The 19,349-nt window shown below is 72.6% G+C and carries 17 protein-coding genes; 11 read left to right on the top strand and 6 right to left on the bottom strand.

Going from position 1 to position 19,349, the window contains the following annotated elements:
- Positions 1-15 precede the first annotated feature (15 nt).
- On the top strand, positions 16-837 hold the full coding sequence (locus BKA00_RS24500; RefSeq protein WP_185028612.1) for a YceI family protein: 822 nt from the start codon (positions 16-18) through the stop codon (positions 835-837).
- 202 nt (positions 838-1,039) lie between these two features.
- On the opposite strand, the gene BKA00_RS24495 is transcribed toward BKA00_RS24500, so the two are convergent.
- From BKA00_RS24495 to BKA00_RS24475, 5 genes are all read right to left on the bottom strand, one after another.
- On the bottom strand, positions 1,040-2,029 hold the full coding sequence (locus tag BKA00_RS24495) for a SecDF P1 head subdomain-containing protein (protein WP_185028610.1): 990 nt from the start codon (positions 2,027-2,029) through the stop codon (positions 1,040-1,042).
- 190 nt (positions 2,030-2,219) lie between these two features.
- Positions 2,220-3,332 carry a 2-oxoacid:ferredoxin oxidoreductase subunit beta gene (locus BKA00_RS24490; RefSeq protein WP_420829719.1) on the bottom strand — a complete coding sequence of 371 codons (1,113 nt, stop codon included), beginning with the start codon at positions 3,330-3,332 and terminating at the stop codon, positions 2,220-2,222.
- Position 3,333: 1 nt separating this feature from the next.
- Entirely contained in the window at positions 3,334-5,175 is a 1,842-nt protein-coding gene (locus tag BKA00_RS24485) for a 2-oxoacid:acceptor oxidoreductase subunit alpha (RefSeq protein ID WP_185028608.1), read from the bottom strand.
- A gap of 427 nt (positions 5,176-5,602) precedes the next feature.
- Entirely contained in the window at positions 5,603-7,192 is a 1,590-nt protein-coding gene (locus tag BKA00_RS24480; protein ID WP_185028606.1) for a LolA-like protein, read from the bottom strand.
- Positions 7,193-7,452: 260 nt separating this feature from the next.
- Positions 7,453-8,484 (bottom strand): hypothetical protein, encoded by a 1,032-nt coding sequence (locus BKA00_RS24475; protein ID WP_230299117.1) that lies wholly within the window; start codon positions 8,482-8,484, stop codon positions 7,453-7,455.
- Positions 8,485-8,867: 383 nt separating this feature from the next.
- On the opposite strand from BKA00_RS24475, the gene BKA00_RS24470 reads away from it, so the two are divergent.
- The 4 genes from BKA00_RS24470 to BKA00_RS24455 are packed head-to-tail and all read left to right on the top strand — an operon-like array spanning position 8,868 to position 11,906.
- Positions 8,868-9,239 (top strand): NADH-quinone oxidoreductase subunit A, encoded by a 372-nt coding sequence (locus tag BKA00_RS24470; protein WP_185028602.1) that lies wholly within the window; start codon positions 8,868-8,870, stop codon positions 9,237-9,239.
- Positions 9,240-9,266: 27 nt separating this feature from the next.
- Positions 9,267-10,397: an NADH-quinone oxidoreductase subunit B gene (locus BKA00_RS41000; protein ID WP_185028600.1), complete on the top strand. Its 1,131-nt coding sequence runs from the start codon at positions 9,267-9,269 to the stop codon at positions 10,395-10,397.
- Positions 10,394-10,960 carry an NADH-quinone oxidoreductase subunit C gene (locus BKA00_RS24460; RefSeq protein WP_185028598.1) on the top strand — a complete coding sequence of 189 codons (567 nt, stop codon included), beginning with the start codon at positions 10,394-10,396 and terminating at the stop codon, positions 10,958-10,960. Before BKA00_RS41000 ends, BKA00_RS24460 begins: the two co-directional genes overlap by 4 nt.
- Positions 10,953-11,906: a complex I subunit 1/NuoH family protein gene (locus BKA00_RS24455; RefSeq protein ID WP_185028596.1), complete on the top strand. Its 954-nt coding sequence runs from the start codon at positions 10,953-10,955 to the stop codon at positions 11,904-11,906. The genes BKA00_RS24460 and BKA00_RS24455 overlap by 8 nt, the downstream gene beginning before the upstream one ends.
- 20 nt (positions 11,907-11,926) lie before the next feature.
- Here BKA00_RS24455 and BKA00_RS40560 read toward each other — a convergent pair whose 3' ends face one another.
- Positions 11,927-12,523, bottom strand: coding sequence for a helix-hairpin-helix domain-containing protein (locus BKA00_RS40560; protein ID WP_185028594.1), 597 nt, complete (start codon positions 12,521-12,523; stop codon positions 11,927-11,929).
- A 344-nt stretch (positions 12,524-12,867) separates the two neighbouring features.
- Between BKA00_RS40560 and BKA00_RS24445 the strand changes: the two genes are divergently transcribed.
- The 6 genes from BKA00_RS24445 to BKA00_RS24420 are packed head-to-tail and all read left to right on the top strand — an operon-like array spanning position 12,868 to position 19,276.
- Positions 12,868-13,428 (top strand): NuoI/complex I 23 kDa subunit family protein, encoded by a 561-nt coding sequence (locus BKA00_RS24445; protein ID WP_185028592.1) that lies wholly within the window; start codon positions 12,868-12,870, stop codon positions 13,426-13,428.
- Positions 13,425-14,006, top strand: coding sequence for an NADH-quinone oxidoreductase subunit J family protein (locus BKA00_RS24440; protein ID WP_185028591.1), 582 nt, complete (start codon positions 13,425-13,427; stop codon positions 14,004-14,006). Before BKA00_RS24445 ends, BKA00_RS24440 begins: the two co-directional genes overlap by 4 nt.
- Entirely contained in the window at positions 14,006-14,425 is a 420-nt protein-coding gene (gene nuoK, locus BKA00_RS24435; protein WP_185028588.1) for an NADH-quinone oxidoreductase subunit NuoK, read from the top strand. Before BKA00_RS24440 ends, nuoK begins: the two co-directional genes overlap by 1 nt.
- Positions 14,422-16,284, top strand: a complete 1,863-nt coding sequence (locus BKA00_RS24430) for an NADH-quinone oxidoreductase subunit 5 family protein (protein WP_185028587.1) — start codon at positions 14,422-14,424, stop codon at positions 16,282-16,284. The genes nuoK and BKA00_RS24430 overlap by 4 nt, the downstream gene beginning before the upstream one ends.
- The gene (locus tag BKA00_RS24425) at positions 16,281-17,789 is read left to right on the top strand and encodes a complex I subunit 4 family protein (protein WP_338072153.1); all 1,509 of its coding nucleotides are present in this window, start codon (positions 16,281-16,283) and stop codon (positions 17,787-17,789) included. The genes BKA00_RS24430 and BKA00_RS24425 overlap by 4 nt, the downstream gene beginning before the upstream one ends.
- Positions 17,789-19,276: an NADH-quinone oxidoreductase subunit N gene (locus BKA00_RS24420; RefSeq protein ID WP_185028584.1), complete on the top strand. Its 1,488-nt coding sequence runs from the start codon at positions 17,789-17,791 to the stop codon at positions 19,274-19,276. Before BKA00_RS24425 ends, BKA00_RS24420 begins: the two co-directional genes overlap by 1 nt.
- Positions 19,277-19,349: the final 73 nt, after the last annotated feature.

Here is a 19,349-nt window from a genome sequence, read left to right as displayed (position 1 = left end):
GAGTGCGGGTCGTTGATGGACGCGAACCGAGGTCTGCGCGGAACGGTGCGGACGAAGGACGGCTGGGCGGTGCGGCACGCCATCGTCACGGTCACGAGCCTGGCGGGCGAACAGGTCGCGCGCGAGCAGACCGGGGAGGACGGCGTGCTCGCCGCCGGCCCGCTGCCCCCCGGCACCTACACGGTGATCGTGACGGCCATGGGCTTCCAGCCCGCCGCCGCCACGATGATCGTGTCCAGCGCGGGCAGCGCCGACATCGGCAGGATCGTCCTCGGCCGGGCGGGCGGCACCGAGCTCCCGCCGCCCGGCGTCTGGACGATCGACCCGGCGCACTCCAACATCGGCGCCGTCGCCCAGCACCTCGGCCTGTCGAGCGTCCGCGGCCGGTTCGCCGCCTTCGAGGGGCGCATCGAGATCGCCGAGCCGGTCGAGGAATCCCGCGTGACGGCGCGCATCGAGGCGGCGTCCATCGACACCGGCAACAAGATGCGCGACGACCACCTGCGCTCGGCCGACTTCCTGAACGCCGACGTCCACCCCGTCCTCACCTACGAGGGCGACGGGCTGACCGGCGCCGGCCCCGACCGCTGGACCGTCCACGGCCGCCTGACCCTGAACGGCATCACCCAGCCCGTCGACCTCGACATGACCTACCTCGGCATGGGCACCGACCCATGGGGCGGCCTCCGCGCCGCCTTCCGCGCCACCGCCGAACTGCCCCGCACCGACTTCGGCATCCGCTTCAACCAGATCCTCGAAGCGGGCATCTCCCTCGTCGGCGAAAGCCTGAAGGTCGAGCTGGAGATCCAAGCCGTCCAAGGCGAAGCCCTGCCGTAAGACCGTCCAGCCGCGCACTGACCTAAGCCATCACCGCGACCGCGCAACAACCTCGCTGGTTGCGATCGCGTCCGAAGGCAGGTTCGAGCCTGCGAGAACCTGATCGCGCAGCGAGCCGCCAAGGCGAGTCGGAGCGATGCCAGCGATCGCCCGCTTTTTCGACGATGGAGGGCCGCCAGGCCCGAAGGAGGAGAAAAAGCAATCAAGAACGGAGCTGGCGGACCAGGGCGTTGGCGGAGGGGCGGTCGGGGGAGCCGGTGACGACGACTTTCCCGTCGGTGATGGCCATGTCGACGCGCGGCAGCGTGACCAGGCGGTCGCGGACGACGAAGGCGAGGTCGCGGCCGACCGTCGCGCGGGTCAGTTCGGCGAAAGCGCGGCGGTCGCCGGGGCGCAGCGTCACCGCGACGTCGTACCCGCCCGGCCTCACCCGCGACTTCTGCACGCGCAGGTCGGCGACCTTGTGGATCGCGATCCCCTGGGTGAGCCGGTAGCAGGTCGCCCCGGTGGCGGCCTGCCCGGTGATGCCCTGCGTCCCGGCGGGGCACGGCCCCGGCAGCACCTGCGCGACCGGGTAGACGTGCAGCGGCGCGGCCAGCGTCACCGGGCGCGTCCGCATCGAGGACGCGATCATCCCGCCGGTGACCGCGACGGCCGCGATCAGCAGGCCGAGCGTCAGCACCATGACCAGCATCGCCGACCGGTGCTGGTCGGCGGCCCTCGCGGGCGCGGCCTCCCGGTACGCGCGGCCCCGGCGCCGCGCCGCCCGGCTCCGCTTCATCTCCGCGGCTTCCCGCTGCCGCTGCGCGGCCCGCGCCCGCCGCCTCTCGGCCTCGGTGCCCGGCGGCCGCGCGGCCGCCGGGAGGACGGCCGTCGTGGCCTGCGAGCGCCGGTTCGCGTCCCGGAGGCTCTCCTGGCCCAGCGCCTCCGCGGGGTCGCGGCCCGGCTCCGACCCGGTCTTCATGGGACGGGTGTCCGCGGTGGGCGAGGCCTCCCCGGGCGGGCCGGGGACGGGAGGCTGGGGCCGCGTCGTCTCGGCCGCGTCCTCGGGGATGACCGGGGCGGGCGGGGGCGGCCACTTCAGGCTCGGGTCAGGGGCCGCCGGTTCGGGGGACGGGGCGGGAGGCGCCGGGGCGGGGGCGGGTTTCTCGTCCCGCTGAGGACCCTTGTTACGGCGCGGTATGACCCGCATCGTCACCTCCCGGTTCGTGATCCCCTCAGTCTGTCAGGCGGAGACGCCGCCGCGCACGGCCTCCCGCCCGGAAGACCACGGCGGACCGGCGGCCGACCGGCACGTGGGAGACCGTGCCCCGTCCGAAGGGTTTCAAAGCGCGAAAAGGCCCGGCCCCGGTGCAGCGGGGCCGGGCCTGCGGAGACGCCGTCTAGTCGATGCGCCAGGTGTCGCCGCTGCCGAGCAGGGCCGCGAGGTCGCCCTCGCCCTGCGCCTGGACGGCCTCGTCGAGCTGGGCCCGCATCAGCTCGTCGTAGGACGGGCGGTCGACGTCCCGGAAGATGCCGATCGGGGTGTGCTCGAACGCCGGCTGGTCCAGCCGCGACAGCGCGAACGCCTGCGACGGGTCCGGGTTGTGGGCGTCGTGCACGGCGATCTCGGCCGGGTCGACGTCCGCGACGTTCACGACCTCGAACGACCCGGTCGGGGTGCGGCGCAGCGCCTTGGAGCGGTCCGCCCCGAAGACGATCGGCTGGCCGTGCTCCAGCCGGACGGTGACGTCGTCGCGCACCTCGGCGTCCTTCAGCGGGTCGAACGCGCCGTCGTTGAAGATGTTGCAGTTCTGGTAGATCTCGACGAGCGCGGTGCCGCGGTGCTGCGCGGCGGCCCGCAGGACCGACTGCAGGTGCTTGCGGTCGGAGTCGATGGTGCGGGCGACGAACGTGCCCTCCGCGCCGATCGCGAGCGACAGCGGGTTGAAGGGGGCGTCGAGCGAGCCCATCGGCGTCGACTTGGTGATCTTTCCGATCTCCGAGGTCGGCGAGTACTGGCCCTTCGTCAGCCCGTAGATCCGGTTGTTGAACAGAAGGATCTTGAGGTTGACGTTGCGGCGCAGCGCGTGGATCAGGTGGTTGCCGCCGATGGACAGCGAGTCGCCGTCCCCGGTCACCACCCACACCGACAGGTCCGGGCGGGACGTGGCGAGGCCCGTCGCGATCGCGGGCGCGCGGCCGTGGATCGAGTGGAACCCGTAGGTGTTCATGTAGTACGGGAACCGCGACGAGCAGCCGATGCCGGAGATGAACGTGATGTTCTCGCGGCGCAGCCCGAGCTCGGGAAGGAACGACTGGACGGCCGCGAGGATCGCGTAGTCACCGCACCCGGGGCACCAGCGCACCTCCTGGTCGGTCTTGAAGTCCTTCATCGTCTGCTTCCCGTCCGCCTTCGGGACGAGGGAGAGCAGGCCGTGGCCGCTCGCCGAGCCGTTGCCGTTGCCGTTCGGCGAGCCGCCGCCGTTGGCCGAACCGTTGCCGTTGGCTCCGATGTCACTCACTGTCGATCACATCCTGGATGACGCCCTGGAGCTCCTCGGCCTTGAAGGGCAGGCCGCGGACCTGGTTGTAGCCGATCACGTCGATGAGCAGCCGGCCGCGCAGCAGCAGGCCGAGCTGGCCGAGGTTGATCTCAGGGACGATCACCTTGTCGTAGGAGCGCAGCACCTCGGGCAGGTTCGCGGGGAACGGGTTGAGGTGCCGCAGGTGGGCCTGGGCGACGGTGTGCCCGGACGCCCGGACGCGCCGGACGGCCGCGGAGATGGCCCCGTACGTCCCGCCCCAGCCCATCACCAGGACGCGGGCCGCGCCGGACGGGTCGTCCACGGCGAGCGGCTCGATGTCGTTGGCGATCCCGTCGATCTTGGCCTGGCGGAGCCGGACCATGCGGTCGTGGTTGGCCGGGTCGTAGGAGATGTTGCCGGTGACGTCGGCCTTCTCCAGGCCGCCGATCCGGTGCTCCAGCCCGGCGGTGCCGGGCACCGCCCACGGGCGGGCGAGGGTGGCCGGGTCGCGCTCGAACGGCTGGAACTCCTCCTGCGACGGCTGGGCGAAGTCCGGCTCGATCGTCGGCAGGGTCGCCACGTCCGGAAGCCGCCACGGCTCGGAGCCGTTGGCGAGGTAGCCGTCCGACAGCAGGATGACCGGCGTGCGGTACTTCACCGCGATCCGCGCCGCCTCGATCGCCGCGTCGAAGCAGTCCGACGGGGACTGCGGCGCGATCACCGGGACGGGCGCCTCGCCGTTGCGGCCGTACATGGCCTGGAGCAGGTCGGCCTGCTCGGTCTTGGTGGGCAGCCCGGTGGAGGGGCCGGCCCGCTGCACGTCGATGACGAGCAGCGGCAGCTCGGTCGCGACGCCGAGGCCGATGGTCTCGCTCTTGAGCGCGAGGCCGGGCCCCGACGTGGTGGTGACGCCGAGCGACCCGCCGAACGAGGCGCCGAGCGCCGCGCCGACCGCGGCGATCTCGTCCTCGGCCTGGAAGGTGCGCACGCCGAACCGCTTGTGCTTGGAGATCTCGTGCAGGATGTCGGACGCCGGCGTGATCGGGTAGGAGCCGAGGAAGATCGGCAGCCCGCTCTGCACGCCCGCCGCGACCAGCCCGTACGCCAGCGCGAGGTTCCCGGTGATGTTGCGGTAGAGCCCCGGCTCGTGCTCGGCCGGCTTGATCTCGTACTGCACCGAGAACGCCTCGGTGGTCTCGCCGTAGGACCAGCCCGCCTGGAAGGCCGCGATGTTGGCCTTCATGATCTCGGGCTTGCTGGCGAACTTGCGCTCCAGAAAGGCCAGTGTCCCCTCGGTGGGACGGTGGTACAGCCACGACAGGAGCCCGAGCGCGAACATGTTCTTCGCGCGCTCGGCGTCCTTCTTGGAGATGTCGAAGTCCTCGAGCGCCTTCACCGTCATCGAGGTCAGCGGCAGCGCGTGGACCCGGTACTCCGACAGCGAGCCGTCCTCGACGGGGCTGGCCGCGTAGCCGACCTTGGCGAGGTTGCGCTTGCTGAACTCGTCGGTGTTGACGATGAGGTCGGCGCCGTTCGGGAGATCCCCGAGGTTCGCCTTGAGGGCGGCGGGGTTCATCGCGACCAGGACGTTGGGCGCGTCGCCCGGCGTGAGGATGTCGTGGTCGGCGAAGTGCAACTGGAAACTGGACACGCCGGGGAGGGTCCCGGCGGGGGCGCGGATTTCGGCCGGGAAGTTCGGCAACGTGGAAAGGTCGTTGCCGAACGCCGCGGTCTCCTGGGTGAAGCGGTCGCCGGTCAGCTGCATGCCGTCGCCGGAGTCTCCGGCGAAGCGAATGATGACGCGGTCGAGCTGCTGGACCTGTTTGGTCACAGAGGAAGACCTCCTCGACGCGCAGCATCCGTCCTGGGGGAGGCACCCAGGATCGTGATGCTACTTAGGCTTACCTTCATGGTATGTCCGGGACGGGATGGGTTAGCGGGGACGGGCCGCACACCGGGATGACCGCGCGGGGAAGGCGCGCGTGTCCCGTCCGGCGGCGGTGGCCGCGCGTCATGGAGGCGAGCGACGGGCGGCGAACGCTCCGCGGGTCCTATCGGGCGATACGACCTGCACGGGTCCCCGGGTTCATCCCGAACACAGGCAGCTGCGCTGGCGGCACAGGTCGACGTGCAGACGCCGGACCAGCAGCCGCGCGGGACTCGTCGAGGAGCATCCGCTCCCCAGAGGCGTGGAGTTCACGACCCGAAGTGTAGACATCCGGAATCCCGTTCGACCGCACCGCCCCTCGGCGTGGGGCTCATGGTGTCCCTGGTGTCTGGGATGTGGCGATTTCCGGCGGCCCCGAGCGCTTGCCGGACGGCTCGCCCGACACCGTCGGACCCGGCGTGCCCGCGGCCGCCTTCACCACCGCCTTGCGCTCGCGGTCGACGCGGGCGAGGAGTTTCGGCACGTCGGCGACGTCGACGGCCTCGCCGACGACGCGCGCCTTCGCCTCGTAGGGGTAGGAGCCGGGGTTGTCGAGGGCGGCGCGCATCCAGTGCCGCCACAGTTTGCTCGTCACGGTGCAACGCAGGACGATCGACCGGTTGGCCGGGACCGGTCCCGACCCTGTGCACCCCCCCAGCGGCTCGCCCTTGGAGGAGAGCGCCGCCCGCAGCGCCGCGCGCGCGCCGTGCGGCACCGTCGCGGGCTCGGTGAGCGTGGCGGGCATGCTCACCGTGCAGCCGCTGGTGTTCTGGTCGCAGTTGCTGAACGCCAGCGTCCCCGGTGTGAAGCGCAGGCCGGGATCGAACGCGCCCCCGAGCCGGGCCACCCGCGGACGCAGCTCGGCGAACAGCGTCGCCGGGGCCGCCACGGGCGCGACGGTGAAGCGCTGCGCCGCCTGCCCCTCCGGCCGGACCGCCAGCAGCTGGTGCGGGGCCTCCGCCGTGAGCACGTACTCCGCGCCTGACGCCTTCGCGCCTGACGCCTTGACCCTGAAGGCGCGGACGCCGTTCACGTCCTCCGTGGGCGGCTTCGCCGGGGCCTTCGCCAGCGACTTGGCGATCGCCTTGGGCCCGAGGACGTCCGGGACGTCGAAACCGGGCACCGACGCGGGCGCCTTGGACCAGCGTCCCGCGTAGTACTCCGGGTGCGCGACGCCGCTCGCGTAGGTCTGCCAGAAGGCCGTCCCGGCCCTGATGAAGGTGTCGCCGCCGATCGCGACGACCTCCGCCGTCAGCACGCCCGCCGTGAGCGTGCCGCTCGCGGCCCCCGCCGGTGTCACGCGCAGCCGCGCCTGGACGGGCCGGCCGCTGATCGTCAGGGTGCCGTCGTAGCGCAGGCCCGTCCCGGCGGTGAGGGTCCGGCCCGCCGCGACCGTCCACGCCGGAGGCGGAGCCGGCGCGGTCGCCTTCGGCTTCCTCTTCGGGGCTTCCTCGCCGCCGGTGAGCGCCACGGCCGCCACGGCTCCGACCACCACGACGGCGGCCGCCGCCCCGGCGGCGACGAGCACGCGCCTGCCGCGAGGCTTGCGCTGCCGCCCCGGCGGGACGGGACCGCTCTGCGAGAACGCCGCGCCCGGCTCGCCCGGGACGCCCGCGTCAGGCGCGAAGCCGGCGCCGGAGGAGGCGGCGGAGACCGGCGCCGGGGGGACGAACGAGGGCGTGCCGCGCGGATCGGTGGGGGTCGCGCCCGGGTCCGAGCCGGGGGACCCCGTGTGAGCCGCCTCCGCATCGGATGGCGGGGCCTGGCCCCCGGCGACGCGGACGTCCCCGGGGTGGGGGCCCTGCGGGACGGGAGCGCCCTGGTGGGGGCCGCCGTCCGGGCGGGAGGCGTCTCCGGACTCGTCCGGGGACGGGGGTCGGGAAGAGGCCGTCGGTGACGGCTCGTCCTGTTCAGCGCTCACTCGGGGCTCACTCTGCTCACTTCCGGGGCCAGGTGCCGGCCCGACCGTCAGACACAAAGCAAGGGGTCATGGAGGCGTCCCCCGGTGGGTGCCGACGGGCTCGGGAACGTTCCGGGGGGGAAGGGCGGCCGCCGGGCCCTGGAGGGGCCGTCCACAAAGAGCATAAGGGTGCCCGGCGGCGCGTCCTCCCGGAACGGGAGGAGCGCCACCGGGCACCCTCATGGACGCGGGTCAGCGCGCGGGGCGCCTCACCTGCGGCGTCATTCGCTGTCGAGGCCGTTCTGCAGAGCGGACACCTCGGCGGAGGTGGCGCCGATCACCTTGTACTCGGCGTGCTTGAAGAACGTGCCGCCGGTCGCCTTCGCCCAGCTCGTCCACGCGCTGCTCACGACCCGGCAGCTCGCCCACTGGGAGAGGGTGCTGGAGATCGTGATGCGGGTGGTGCAGTTGCCGAGGTCGCGGCCGGTCAGCGTGCCGGCGGTGAGCCGGAACCGGACGTCGACCGTGACGGGCTTCTCCACGTCGTACGGGGGCCGGATCTTGGCCTCGACCGTGCAGCCGGTGTTGCCGTTGCAGCCGCCCTTCTTCCACTCCTCGACGGTCGGCTTCGACGAGCCGTTGAAGGAGTCCTTCAGCTCGCCCATGCTGGTGCGCATGTCGGAGATGATGGACGAGGCGTCGCCGGAGTCCTTCGGCGTGACGTCCAGCGCGACCCGCGGCGTGGTCGCCTCGTAGCGGATCAGCTCGGCGTCGTCCTCGTCGGTGATGTAGAGCGTGGAGGAGAAGGTGCTGAACTTGAGCGCCTTCTTGCCCATCCACGTCGTCTCGATCGGCTTGACGCGCGACAGCCGGGCCGAGCGGATCTTGCTCGCCAGCGCCGTCGGCGACAGCTGCTCCTTGAAGTCGAGGTCGAGCTCGTCCGCGCTCAGCCGGCCCCACTGCTCACCCGAGGTGAGGTAGTAGGGGTCGTCGGTGGAGGAGATCTGCCGCGTCCAGTAGGACCTGTCGCCCTTCACGAACAGCTTGCCGTCGGCCGACAGCACGGTGACCTGGTCGGTGTTCCAGGTGACGGGTCCCATGGCGCGGCCGCCCTTGGTGACGTTCAGTTCGCCGCGCAGCGTCTCGCTGCCGCCGAACGTGCCCTTCAGCGAGACCGCGCGGGCGGCGTCCATGTTGGTCGCGGCCGCGGTCAGCTTCTCCTCGGGGGACTTGCCGCCGCCCTTGGCCACCACGAACACCACGACCGCGATGATCACCAGCAGGACGAGGCCGCCGCCGATGAGGCCGATCACCAGGCCACCGCCACCACCGCGCCTCGGCGGCGGCATGGGCGGGCCCATCGGCCCGCCGGGGGGCGGGGGGAAGAAGGGGGGCGGTGTTCCGGGACCTCCGAAGCCGCCGGGCGGGGGCGGTCCGCCGGGGCCGCCGGGACCGGGCCCGCCCGGGCCCGCTGGCGGCGGCGGAGGCGGCCAGGAGGCCCCACCCGGGGATTCCCAGCCCGGGGGAGGCGGGGGGTTGCTCATCCGGTCACGTCCTTCCAGGTCAAAACCGACCCATGCGAACCTAGTGTGCAGCAAGAGCATGACATTGTGATCCTCCAGGGTGGAGGTACGACGTCACACTCGTCGATGCTGCTTCGCGAGATACTGGATGTGACGCACGCGAGGAGGATCTGGTGCATAACTATTTCGACACATATGTCGTTCTGGTCGTGTTGCTCCTCGTGGGCGCCGGGCTCGTCGGGGGAGCTCTCGCGGCGAACCGCCTGCTGCGGCCCCATCGTCCCACGGTCGAGAAGCTCACGACGTACGAGTGCGGCGTCGACCCCGTCGGCGAGGGCTGGGCCCACTCCTACGTGCGCTATTACGTCTTCGCCTACCTCTACGTGGTGTTCGCGGTGGACGCGGTGTTCCTCTTCCCCTGGGCGACCGTCTTCTCCGCCCCCGGCTACGGGGCGACGACGCTCGGCGAGATGTTCGTCTTCCTGGCGTTCCTGGCCGCGGGCCTCGCCTACGCGGGCAAGAAGGGCGTCCTGTCCTGGGTCTGACCCCTCGGGCGCTGTAACAATGGCGTCGTGGGCACCATCGATCTTCCTCCGCCGAGCGTCGGGCCGCTGTCGCGGCTCGCGCCCAAGCCGATCAGGTTCGTGCTCAACTGGGGCCGCCGCTACTCGCTGTGGGTCTTCAACTTCGGCCTGGCCTGCTGCGCCATCGAGTTCATCGCGACGTCGATGAGCCGGCACGACTTCATCCGGCTCGGCGTCATCCCGTTCGCGCCGGGCCCCCGGCAGGCCGACCTGATGGTCGTCTCCGGCACCGTCAGCGACAAGATGGCCCCCGCGGTGCGCCGCCTCTACGAGCAGATGCCCGAACCCAAGTACGTCATCTCCTTCGGCGCCTGCTCCAACTGCGGCGGCCCGTACTGGGACTCCTACTGCGTGACCAAGGGCGTCGACCAGATCATCCCGGTGGACGTCTACGTGCCCGGCTGCCCGCCCCGCCCGGAGGCGCTGCTGCAGGGCATCGTCCACCTCCAGGAGAAGATCGCCGGCGAGTCGCTGGGCGACCGCTACGGCGGGGACGGCGGCGGTGAGCCCGTCGCCCCGCCGCCGGCGCCGCGTCCGCTCCCGGCCACCGTCCTGCGCCGCCCGCTCCAGCCGCCGCCCCCGTCCGACCAGCACGAGACCTTCGATCACTGGCACAGCCTGGAGGACGACGGCCACGAGGCCGAGCCCCCGAAGGACGAGGCCGCGGAGACCGAGGCCGCGGAGACCGAGGCCGCGGACAACGAGACGCTGCCCGTCCAGCACGTCGGCGACGCGGAGGTCTCGGCCGAGCGTGAGGCGCCGCCCGTCAAGCCGACCGACACGACGCAGCCCGTCCGGCATCTCCCCGAGGCCGCGCCGGAGCCGCCCGCCGATCCGACCGACGTCACCCAGCCCGTCCGGCACCTGGGTGACGTCGAAGTTTCGGCCGAGCCCGGACCGGAGCCCGAGGCGCCGCCCGTCCGGCCGGAGGACACGACGCCGCCCGCCGGGCCGACGGACACGACGCAGCCCGTCCACCTCGTCGAGGACCAGTACGTCACCGCGCCCGTTCCGGTGGTGGAGGACGACGATCCGGGCGCGGACCCGTCGCACGATCCCTCGATCATCCCCGGCCTGGTGGACGACGACCACGACGACCAGATCGGACGCGACCGATGAGCCCGCGACCCACGGGTGCGGAGCTCGCGGACGCCTGGACGGCGCGCTTCGGCGACGAGGTCACCACCGAGGAGACCTTCGGCGGGCTGGCCGTCGGGGTGGCGCCCGAGCTCTGGGTGGACGCGCTCACCTTCGCGCGCGACGACCTGGCCTGCGGCTTCTTCGACTGGCTGACCGGCGTCGACGAGATGGAGGACGGCTTCGCGGTCGTCGTCCACGTGTACTCGCTGGAGCGCCGCCACCACCTGCTGGTCCGCACGCGCGTCACGAAGCGGGCGCCCGTGCTGGCGACGGCGACGGGCGTCTACCGGGGCGCCGGGTGGCACGAGCGGGAGACGGCGGAGATGTTCGGCATCCTCTTCGAGGGCCACCCGAACCTCGTCCCCCTGCTGCTGCCCGACGGTTTCGAGGGCCACCCGCTGCGCAAGGACTTCGTGCTCGCCGCCCGCGTCGCCAAGCCGTGGCCGGGCGCGAAGGAACCGGGCGAGTCGGGGCACGGGGCGCCGAGCCGCCGCCGCGTCCGTCCGCCCGGGGTCCCGGAGGGCTGGGGGCCCAATGCTTGAGGTCGTGGTCAAGCTGGTGCTGGTCGCGGGCGCGTTCGCGGTGCTCCCGCTGCTGGTGGGGCAGGCCGAGCACAAGGTAATGGCGCACATGCAGGGCCGTCTCGGCCCCATGTACGCGGGCGGTTTCCACGGCTGGGCGCAGCTCGTCGCCGACGGCGTCAAGTTCGCGCAGAAGGAGGACGTGGTCCCGCGCGACGCCGACCGGTGGGTGTTCAGGCTGGCGCCGGGCGTGGCGATCGTCCCGTACCTGCTGGTGCTGCTGGTGGTCCCGGTCGGGCCCGGCGGGCAGGTCGCGCTCGACCTCGGCCCCGGGGTGTTCTTCGCGCTCGCCGTGATGGGCGTCGGCGTGATCGGCGCGATCATGGCGGGCTGGGCGAGCGCGAACAAGTACTCGCTGCTCGGCGGGATGCGGGTCGCGGCGCAGCTGATGTCCTACGAGCTGCCGATGGTGTTCGCGGCGTCGTCGGTGGCGATGGCGGCGGGGAGGCTGTCGCTCCAGGGCGTCGTGGAGGAGTGGCGCTGGTGGTGGCTGCCGTGGCAGGCGGTCGGAGGCGTGGTCTTCTTCGTCGCGGGCCTGGCGGAGCTGAGGCGCCCGCCGTTCGACATGCCGGTCGCCGACTCGGAGATCATCTTCGGCCCGTACACGGAGTACGGCGGGCTGCGCTTCGCGCTGTTCATCCTGGCCGAGTACGCCGGGATCGTCGTGCTGTGCGCGCTGACGACCGTGCTGTTCCTCGGCGGGTGGAAGGGCCCGTTCCTGAACACCGAGCTGGGCTGGCTCTGGACGCTGCTGAAGGTCGCCGTGCTGGCGTTCTGCGTGATCTGGCTGCGGGTCAGCTACCCGCGCATGCGCGAGGACCAGCTGCAGAAGCTCGCCTGGGCGTGGCTCGTCCCGCTGTCGCTGGCCCAGCTCGCGCTGACCGGCGTCCTCAGGGTCGCCCTCTGAGCGCCCCCGGCGCCCGGAGGTCAGCGGAGGAAGATCGTGAAGTCGGCGAGCTGGGGGAGGACGTCCGGCGGGACGTCGGCGTCGACGGCCATCTCCTCGGCGGAGACGAACCCGCCCGTCTGCGCGCGGCGGCGGACGATGCGGTCGGCGAGCTCCGGGGTCATGCCGGGCAGGGCCTCGATGATCCCGCGGGGGGCGTGGTTGACGTCCACGAGCCCGCCGTCGTCGTAGGCGCGCGGCATGTCGGGGCGGCCGATGCGCAGCTCTCGGGCGAGCGCCGGGTCCTCGGCGGCGAGCGCGCGGGCCTGCTCGCGCAGCGACCGCCGGTACTTGGCGACCTCGATCGCGTGCTCGTTCAGCACGTTGCGGGGGATCTCGCGGGGGAACACCGACGACCGGACGGCGAACGCGTGCCCCGTCCCGGCGATCCACAGCAGGAGCATCATGAACGAGCCGATGACGAGGAAGAACGGGTCGCCGGACTGGAGCATCATCAGCACGGCCGCCGTGCCGGCGCCGTAGCCGGCCGCGGTGCCCCCGAGTCCCATGGACCGCCGCCGGGCGGCCGCGTACAGGAACGAGGCCGGGGTCCCGAAGCCGAGGGTGACGAAGGGCACGAAAGCCCACACGATGCCGCGGGCCGTCTCCGGGGTGGGCGCCGGAATGGGCGACGGCATGGGCGGCTGCGGGGCCACGGGCGGACCCGGATACGGAGGGCGCCATCCGGGCGACGTGCGCGGGGGCCGCGCGGGCCCCGGCGGGGGCCGGTGAGGAAGATCGGGCTGGTCGGACGCCGGCCGGGAGCGGGGCTCGGGCTCGGGACCATAGGGGCGCTCCGCGTGATGACCCACATGCCCTCCCCGGCCGCAAGCCTGCGCTCTAGCACCCGACCTATACCTCGTTGGACGAACGCCGAACCCGCCGCGTTCCCCCCGCGCCGAACGTGCGCAATCATGGGGCGGTGGGACGGCTACCAGGAGGCGGGCTGGCCAAGGGGCTGGCGGTCACGTTGCGGACGATGACGCGGCGGTCCATAACGCGCCAGTACCCCGAAGTTCAACCGGACCTGCCGCCGCGCAGCAGGGGCGTCATCGCGCTGTTCGAGGAGAACTGCACGGTGTGCATGCTGTGCGCCCGAGAGTGTCCCGACTGGTGCATCTACATCGATTCGCACAAGGAGACCCTCCCGGCCGAAGGCGGCGGGCGGCCCCGGACCCGCAACGTCCTCGACCGGTTCGCGATCGACTTCGCGCTGTGCATGTACTGCGGCATCTGCATCGAGGTGTGCCCGTTCGACGCGCTGTTCTGGTCGCCGGAGTTCGAGTACGCCGAGTACGACATCGCCGAGCTGACGCACGAGAAGGAGCGGCTGCGGGAGTGGATGTGGACCGTCCCGCCGCCGCAGGCGCACGACCCGTCCGCCGAGCCTCCGAAGGAGGTGGCCGCGGCGGAGAAGGCCGCCGCGCGGGCCGCCCGGTCTCCCCGCACGGGCCCGCCCCCGGGGCCGGGGGAGCGCGGATGAGCGGCCAGGAGATCGTGTTCACGCTGCTCGGCGTGGTGGCGGTCGGCTCCGCGGTCCTCGTGGTCACGACGCGGCAGCTCGTCCACGCGGCGCTGTGGCTGGTGGTGTCGTTCGGCGCGCTCGCGGGCGGCTACCTCGTCCTCACCGCGGAGTTCGTGGCCTGGGTGCAGGTCCTCATCTACGTCGGCGCCGTCGTGGTGCTGCTGCTGTTCGGGGTCATGCTGACGCGGGCGCCGATCGGGGAGTCCGCCGACCTCGACTCCGGGAACCGGTGGGCCGCGCTGGCCGTCGCCGCAGCGACGGCCGCCGTCCTGGTCACCGTGATGGTCATGGGGTTCGGCGGCGCGCGGATGCCGCTGCGCGCGGGCGGCGGGTCGGCGGAGGAGCTCGGCGGCGCCGTGTTCCGGACGTGGGTGCTGCCGTTCGAGATCCTGTCGGTGCTGCTGCTGGCGTCGCTGGTCGGCGCGATCGTCCTGTCGCGGTCCGACATCCGGGCCCGGCCGGCCGCCGAGGCGGAGCCGGACCGCGGGGCCGCCGGGAAGCCGGGCGCGAAGCCCGGCGGGAAGGCCGGCGGCTGATGCATCTCGCCTACCCGACGGTCGTCGCCGCCCTGCTGTTCTCCGTCGGCGTGTACGGGGTGCTGGCGCGCCGCAACGCGATCCTCGTCCTGATGTCGGTCGAGCTGATGCTGAACGCGGTGAACCTCAACCTCGTCACGTTCGACGTCTGGTACCGGGACCGCCTGCACGGCGGCCAGGTCCTCACGCTGTTCACCATCGTGATCGCCGCGGCGGAGATCGGGCTCGGCCTCGCGATCGTGCTGCTGGTGTTCCGCAACCGGCAGATGATCGACGTCGACCGCCTCCGCGCCCTCTCCGAGGACGCGAAGGACACCGAGGGCATCGAGGTCGCGGCCCCCCGCCCGGCCGGACGCGCATCCGCGGGAGGGGACGCCGCTCCCGAACCGGCGCCCGCCCACGAGGAGGCGGCGCCGTGATCTGGCTCGCGTCCCTCGTCGCGCTGCCGCCGTTCCTCGCCGCCTTCGCCGGCATGCTGTTCGGCCCGTCCCTGACCCGGGTCCTGCGCGGCGCCCCCGCGGGGTCGCCGCTGCGCAACGGCCCCGCGCTGATCGCGTGCGCGCCGGTCGCGGTGTCGCTCGTCCTGTCGGCGGTCGTCGCGTTCGCCGTCTGGCGCGACCCCGGCGAGCGCACCGGCGCGCTCACCCTCGTCGAGACCGGGTCGGTGCCGATCAGGGTCGGGCTCCAGGTGGACGGCCTGGCCGCGGTGGTCGGCCTCATGGTCTGCTGCGTGGCGCTCGCCGTCCAGGTGTTCTCGGTCGCGTACATGTCCGCCGACCGCCGGTACTCCTCCTACGCCGCGTTCATCTCGCTGTTCACGTCCGCGATGCTGCTGGTCGTCTACTCCGGCGACCTGCTCGTCCTGTATGCCGGCTGGGAGGTCATGGGCATCTGCTCGTACTTCCTGATCGGGCACCACTGGGAGGAGCGGGCCAACTCGCGGGCGGCGGTCAAGGCGTTCCTCGTCACGCGGCTCGGCGACGTCGGCTTCCTCATCGGCGTGATCGTGCTCGGCGCGGGCGCCGGGACGTTCCAGATCGACCGGATCGTCCGGACGGCCGGCGACCTCCCCCAGTCGACGGCGACGGCGGCCGCGCTGCTGCTGCTCGCCGGGGTCGCGGGCAAGAGCGCCCAGTTCCCGCTGCACACCTGGCTCCCGGACGCCATGGCGGGCCCCACGCCGATCAGCGCCCTCATCCACGCGGCGACGATGGTCGCGGCGGGGATCTACGTCGTGGCGCGCCTGGACGGGGTGTTCCTCGCGGCGCCGACCGCGCTCGCCGTCCTGGGCGTCCTCGCGGTGGTCTCCATGGTCGGCTCGGCGTGCGCGGCCCTCGCCCAGGACGACCTGAAACGCGTCCTGGCGTACTCCACGATCAGCCAGCTCGCCGTCATGGCCGCCGGTCTCGCGGTGGGCGCGAAGTCGGCCGCGGTCTTCCACCTGCTCACGCACGCGGCGTTCAAGGCGCTGCTGTTCCTCGCCGCCGGATGCGTCATCGTGACCGCAGGGTCGAACATGCTCGCCCACTACGGAGGCCTGCGGCGCGGCATGCCCCTCACGTTCTGGTCGATGACCGTGGGTTTCGCCGCCCTCGCGGGCGTCCCGCCGTTCAGCGGATGGTTCAGCAAGGACGCCGTCATCGAGGCCGCCCAACACGCCGCCCTGCATGGCGGCGAGGTCACATCGGGCGGGATCGCGTGGCTGGTCTATCTCGGATTGCTCGTCACGGTCGTCCTGACGGCCGCCTACGCGATGCGTGCGTGGTTGATGACGTTCTTCGGTGAGCATCGCGGAACCTACGAAGTCCGCGATCCGGGGCGCGTCATGCCGTGGACCGTGGCGGCGCTGGCCGTCCCCGCCGCGATCCTCGGATTCTTCGGTCTCGGGGCTACGGAGCTGCGGCCCCAACTCGGAGCCTCGCTGCTCAGCGTCCTACTGCTCGCGGTGGGCGCGGGCGGGGCCTTCCTGGTGTGGAACCGCGATCCGGCCTTGGATCCCGCGCGCGCGCTCGGCCCCGTCCGTACCGTCTTCGCGCGGGCCTTCTTCGTGGACGAGCTCTATGCGGCGGTCATCGTCCGACCCGTCCAGACCCTGGCGCGTCACGTCGTCCAGTTCGACCAGCGCGGCGTGGACGCCGCCGTCATCGGCACCGGACGGGGCGCCCGGCGGCTCGGCGGCCTGGTCAGATTCGTCCAGAACGGAAACCCGCAGACCTACCTCACCGGCCTGCTCGCCGGAGTCGCCGCCATCGCGGCCGCGGTGGTGATCTTCCAGTGATCTTCGTGCTGATGATGGCGATCCCGCTGCTCGGGGCGCTGGCGATGCTCGTCCCGGCGAACCGGTTCCTGCGCACCGGGTTCGCCGTCCGCGCGTTCGGGACGGCGGTGTCCGCCGCGACCCTCCTCGTCGCGCTCTCGGCGCTGACCGCGTTCGACTTCGCCGACACGTCCCGCATGCAGTTGGAGGTCGACCGGCCCTGGGCGCCCGCCATCGGCCTGCGCTTCCACCTCGGCGTCGACGGCATCTCCCTGCCGCTCGTCGTGCTGACCGCCCTGCTGACGTTCCTGTGCTTCCTCTACACGCTGCGGCACCCGCCGGAAGGCGGCCGGATCCGGCTGCTGACCGCGCTGCTGCTCGTCCTGGAGGTCGGGATGCTCGGCACCTTCACCGCACTCGACCTCGTCCTGTTCTTCGTGTTCTTCGAGACCGTCCTGGTCCCCATGTACGTGGTGATCATGCTGTGGGGCGGGACGGGACGCCGCGCCGCCGCCACCAAGTTCATCCTCTACACGCTCCTCGGCTCCGGGCTCCTGCTCGCCGGGATGCTGCTCGTCGGCGTCGAGGCCGGCACGCTCGACATGACCGACCTGGCCGCCCGGCACGGATCCGGCCTGTCGCACGGACTCCAGGTCACGGCGTTCGCCCTGATGGGCATCGGGTTCGCGGTCAAGGCACCGATGTGGCCGCTGCACACCTGGCTGCCGGACGCGCACACCGAGGCCCCCACGGTCGGGTCCGTCCTGCTGGCCGGGGTGCTGCTGAAGATGGGCACCTACGGCCTCGTCCGCGTCGCGCTCCCGCTCGCCCCCGGCGGCGCGCAAGTCTGGGCGCCGTGGCTCGGCCTCCTCGCCGTCATCGGCATCGTCTACGGCGCGCTCGCCTGCCTCGCCCAGCGCGACCTCAAACGGATGATCGCCTACTCGTCCGTCGGGCACATGGGGTTCGTCCTCCTCGGCATCGCCACCCTCACCCCGGTCGGCGTCAACGCCGCCCTCTTCGGCAACATCGCGCACGGCCTCATCACCGGCCTGCTGTTCTTCCTCGCCGGGTCGGTCAAGGAACGCTGGGGCACCGCCGACATGAACGCCATCGGCGGCGGCATGCTCGGCACGTCCCCGCGGCTGGCCTCCATCCTGACCTTCGCGTCCGTCGCGTCCCTCGGGCTCCCCGGCCTCGCCGGGTTCTGGGGCGAGGTGCTCGCCCTCATCGGCGCGTACCGCCCGCACGCCGACCTGCCCCGCGAGACGTTCGTGACGTTCATGGCCGTCGCCGCGCTCGGCACCGTCCTGACCGCCGCCTACTTCCTGCGGATGCTCGCCCGGCTCACCCACGGGCCGTCCGACGGCGTCGCCGTCCCCCGCGGCCCGGTCGCGCCGGTCTCCCTCCAGGAGTACGCCGCCTGGGCGCCGCTGATCGCGCTGACGCTGCTGGTCGGCCTCTGGCCGAAGACCCTGCTGGACGTGACCACGGGCCCGGTCCGCGCGCTGCTCGGAGGCGGCTGATGATCCAGGACATCGACTACGCGGCGGTCGCGCCGCCGCTCATCCTCGCCGTCGCCGCGATCGTGCTGCTGCTCGCCGACGCCTTCGACGCGCCCCGCCGCGTCCTGTCCCTGCTGTCGGGCGGCTCCCTGGCCACCGCGCTCGCCGCCGTGATCGCGCTCGCCGCCGGGGACCGCCGCGCCACCTTCTGCCTGCCGGACGGCCTGCGCTCCGGCGGCCCCGCCTCCTGCTCCTACGTCGCGGACGACTTCACCCTGCTGTTCCAGGGCATCATCCTCGGCGCCGCCGTCATCGTCGTGCTGCTGTCCCTCCAGGAGATCACCGACTCGAAGATCCCGGTGGGGGAGTACCACTTCCTGCTGCTCGCCGCCGTCATCGGTGCCCTCACCCTGGTCGCGGCCCGCGACCTCATCCTCCTGGTCGTCGCGCTGGAGACCCTCTCCCTCCCGGTGTTCGCCCTCGCCGCGCTGCGCCGCTACGACGGGACGTCCTCCGAGGCCGCGCTGAAGCTGTTCCTCGTCTCCGTCGTCTCCACCGCGGTCATGCTCTTCGGCATCAGCCTCGTGTACGGCGCGACCGGCGCCATGCACCTGGACCGCATCGCGCCCGCCCTCGCCCGGCTCCCCGCCGCCCTCGACCCCGTCGCCGCACTGGGCTCCGTGCTCGTCCTCGCCGGGTTCGCGTTCAAGGTCGCCGCCGTCCCGTTCCACTTCTGGGCCCCGGACGTCTACCAGGGCTCCCCGCTGCCCGTCGCCGCGTTCCTCGCCGTCGTCTCCAAGGCCGCCGGGTTCGCCGGGCTCGCGATCGTCCTCGCCCTCGGCCTGCCCGCCTACGGGCACGTGTGGGGCCCCGTCGTCGCCGTCCTGGCCGCGCTCACCATGACCCTCGGGAACCTCGCCGCGCTCCGCCAGCGGACCGCGATCCGCCTGCTGGCCTGGTCGTCGGTCGCCCAGTCCGGCTACATGCTCGCGCCCCTCGCCGTCGGCTCCCGCCGCCTCCCCGAGGCCGTCGCCGCCACCACCGCCTACGTCGCCCTCTACGCCGTCATGAACATCGGCGCGTTCGCCGTCGTGATCGGCTTCCACCGCCGCGGCACCGCCCCCGGACGCTGGGACACCCTCGACGACTACCGCGGCCTCGCCCGCCGCAGCCCCGCCGTCGCCACCGCCCTCGCCTTCTTCCTCATCTGCCTCGCAGGCCTGCCCCCCGGCGTCATGGGGCTGTTCGCGAAGGTCGTCGTGTTCCGCGCCACCCTCGCCGGCGGCGTCACCTGGCTCGCCGTCGTCATGGCGGTCAACACGGTGATCGGGCTGTACTACTACCTCGCATGGGCGGTCCGCCTCTTCACCCCCTCCGCCACCAGCGAGGACTACGACGCGGCCCCCGGCCTCGGCGTCCGCGCCGCCATCACCGCGGCGACGGCCGGCGCGGTCGTCCTGTCGGTCGCGCCCCAGATCGTCCTGCAGACGGTCGGGAACGCCACGTAACCGGGGAAACGTTTGGGAACGTTCCCCCAGGTCAAACCGTTGATGTTCATGCCGGGGTCGACGGGGAGGCAAT

The organism is Actinomadura coerulea (genome assembly GCF_014208105.1).
Lineage (GTDB): Bacteria > Actinomycetota > Actinomycetes > Streptosporangiales > Streptosporangiaceae > Spirillospora > Spirillospora coerulea.
The sequence above is the reverse complement of the archived record's forward strand: the minus strand, read 5'-3'. Positions and strand labels throughout refer to the sequence as shown.